This window comes from Flavobacterium sp. (assembly GCF_044348915.1).
Taxonomy (GTDB): domain Bacteria; phylum Bacteroidota; class Bacteroidia; order Flavobacteriales; family Flavobacteriaceae; genus Flavobacterium.
The window spans coordinates 1-2,610 of sequence record NZ_JBIKRX010000151.1 but is presented as its reverse complement, the minus strand read 5'-3'; the positions used below and the strand labels follow the sequence as shown (position 1 = coordinate 2,610).

The following is a 2,610-nucleotide window of genomic DNA, read 5'->3' as shown; positions in this document are numbered from 1 at the left end:
AACTTTATATCATTGCACAATTCTATCCTAGAATGGCCGTGTATAACGACGTTGAAGGTTGGCAAAACATGCAGTTTTGGGGAAGTGGAGAATTCACTTTGCCTTTTGGTAATTTTGATGTAAACATAACTGTTCCTGCTGACCATGTTTTGAACGCAACTGGAGAATTAATGAATAGAAACGAAGTATTCACAGCTGCGCAGGTAAAACGATATGAATTAGCACAAAAATCATTTGACAATCCGGTTGTTATTGTAACTCAAGCTGAGGCAGAAATTGCAGAAAAAGGATTTTCAGACAAGAAAAAAACTTGGAAATTTAGTGCCAAGAACGTGAGAGATTTTGGAATTGCAACTTCTAGAAAGTTTATTTACGATGCTATGGCGGTTCAGTTGAGCGGCAAAGTGGTTATGGCAGAATCGGTTTATCCCAAAGAAGCTAATCCACTTTGGGGTGAAACTTCTACACGTACTGTGGCGCACACACTAAAAAGCTATTCGGCGCACACTTTCGACTATCCTTATCCGAAAGCAGTTTCGGTTTCTGCTGAAGACCAAGGAATGGAATACCCAATGATTTGCTGGAATTTTGGTCGTCCAGACGAAAATGGCGTAACCAGCACACAAATCAAAAACGGAATGATTGGCGTAATCATTCACGAAGTTGGACACAACTTTTTTCCAATGATTGTCAATTCAGATGAGCGTCAATGGTCGTGGATGGATGAAGGACTTAATACATTTATGCAATTTATGGCTCAAGAGGAGTTAGGTACCAACTTCCCTTCAAGAAGAGGGTCTCCAAAAGGTATTGTTCCTTACATGAGCCTCGACAAAAACTTCTTGGAACCTATTATGTCCAATTCCGAAAGCCTCATCGATTTCGGGAACAATGCTTACGCAAAACCTGCAACCGGTCTCAACATTTTGAGAGAAACCATTATGGGTAGAGATTTATTTGATTATGCATTTAAAGTATATGCCAATCGATGGAAGTTCAAACACCCGACCCCAGAAGATTTTTTCAGGACTATGGAGGACGCTTCTGCAGTGGATTTGGATTGGTTTTTCAGAGGTTGGTTTTACACAACAGACTATGTAGATATTGGCATCAAAGAGGTGAAACAATATTATGTTACGGACACACCACCAAAAGAATTGAAGGATGCAACCATCAACAAAAGGCGTTTTGGCCAGGAAACTGGCCCATTTATGTACTTGGTTTCAAACAGCAATCCTGAATTAAACTCAGATAAAAAACAAGTTTTTCAGGTAGATTCTTTCAAACTACTTTCGGATTATGTGGCTCAAAATTTTTCGGATGAGGAAAAAGCAAAAATGAAAACGCCTAAATACTTTTACGAAGTGGAGTTTGACAAGCCTGGAGGAATGCTGATGCCAATTATTGGTGAGATTATTTATGAGGATAACACAAAAGAGAATTTTAAATTCCCTGCCCAGATTTGGAGAAAAAACAACCAAACTGCCAAAAGAGTTTTTGCAACAGAGAAAGCAATCAAAACCATTCAGCTAGATCCAAAATTAGAAACTGCCGACATTGATGTAACCAATAATACTTGGCCAAAAACAGCAGTAAAATCGAAATTTGATTAATGTTAATTAATTTAAAAAATCACTAATTTGTATCCTTACATCTTTGTAACTTTGCAACCTAAAAAATAGATTATGTTTGGAATTGGCGGAGGCGAATTAATTTTTATAATGTTTATAGTTTTAATGCTTTTTGGTGCTGATAAAGTGCCTGAAATGGCTCGTACAATGGGTAAGGCGATGGCGCAGTTAAAAAATGCCACCAACGATATCAAAAATGAAATTCAAAAAGGAGCCGAAGCAAATGGTTTCGACCAAAATATGTTGAGCGACTTGACAAGCAATATCAATTCTGAAATTAATAATGCTAAATCTAATTTGCTTGGAGACTCAAATCCTTTGAAGGGAATATCAGATAATTTTTCGACAGAAATAGACAAAGTCAAAAGCACTGTTACCGACGAAAACACTAGTAGCTCATCTGCAATAGACCCAGTCAAAGCCGATGCAGCAAAGGATGAAATCCATAAGGAAGAGGATATCGAAGACGCCATTGGTCCAATAAAACGCAAAAAATAATGTTGGACAAAATTCTTTCTCTCGACCAAAAATTATTTATATTTTTAAATGGTCTTGGCTCAGAAACCTACGATGGCCTTTGGTTAATTATTACCAAACAAACCTCTTGGATTCCACTTTTTGCTCTTTTACTTTATCTCATTTTCAAAAGAATCGGGACGAAACAAACCTTGTATTTGCTTTTATTCGTAGCGATTTTAGTAGTGATAACAGACCAAACTGCCAACTTATTCAAAAACGGATTTCAAAGACTACGCCCTTGCAACAATCCCGAAATCAATTCCTTTATCAGAATCGTACAAGCTAGAACTTCTTTTAGCTTTTTCTCGGGTCACGCTGCCAATTCAATGGGAGTAGTAACATTTTTATACCTAATTTTTAAAAAAGAATTCAATTACTTTTGGCTACTGTTTTTATGGCCTTTAATTTTCGCTTACAGTAGAATCTACTTGGGTTTACATTACCCATTAGATATTGTTTC

Annotated in this window: 3 protein-coding genes; all 3 read left to right on the top strand. The window is 37.0% G+C overall.

The window, feature by feature from the left end:
- Nucleotides 1–1,613 (top strand): M1 family metallopeptidase (locus tag ACIQ1E_RS14155; RefSeq protein ID WP_396172023.1); only part of this gene is annotated, 1,613 nt, incomplete at its 5' end.
- A gap of 72 nt (nucleotides 1,614–1,685) precedes the next feature.
- Nucleotides 1,686–2,129, top strand: coding sequence for a twin-arginine translocase TatA/TatE family subunit (locus ACIQ1E_RS14150; RefSeq protein WP_396172022.1), 444 nt, complete (start codon nucleotides 1,686–1,688; stop codon nucleotides 2,127–2,129).
- Nucleotides 2,129–2,610: phosphatase PAP2 family protein (locus tag ACIQ1E_RS14145; RefSeq protein WP_396172020.1), on the top strand; the 482-nt coding region annotated here is incomplete at its 3' end. The genes ACIQ1E_RS14150 and ACIQ1E_RS14145, both read left to right, overlap by 1 nt.

Coding starts and splice junctions, on each gene's coding strand:
- ACIQ1E_RS14150 (WP_396172022.1), top strand. CDS start 1,686: ATGTTTGGAATTGGCGGAGGCGAATTAATTTTTATAATGTTTATAGTT.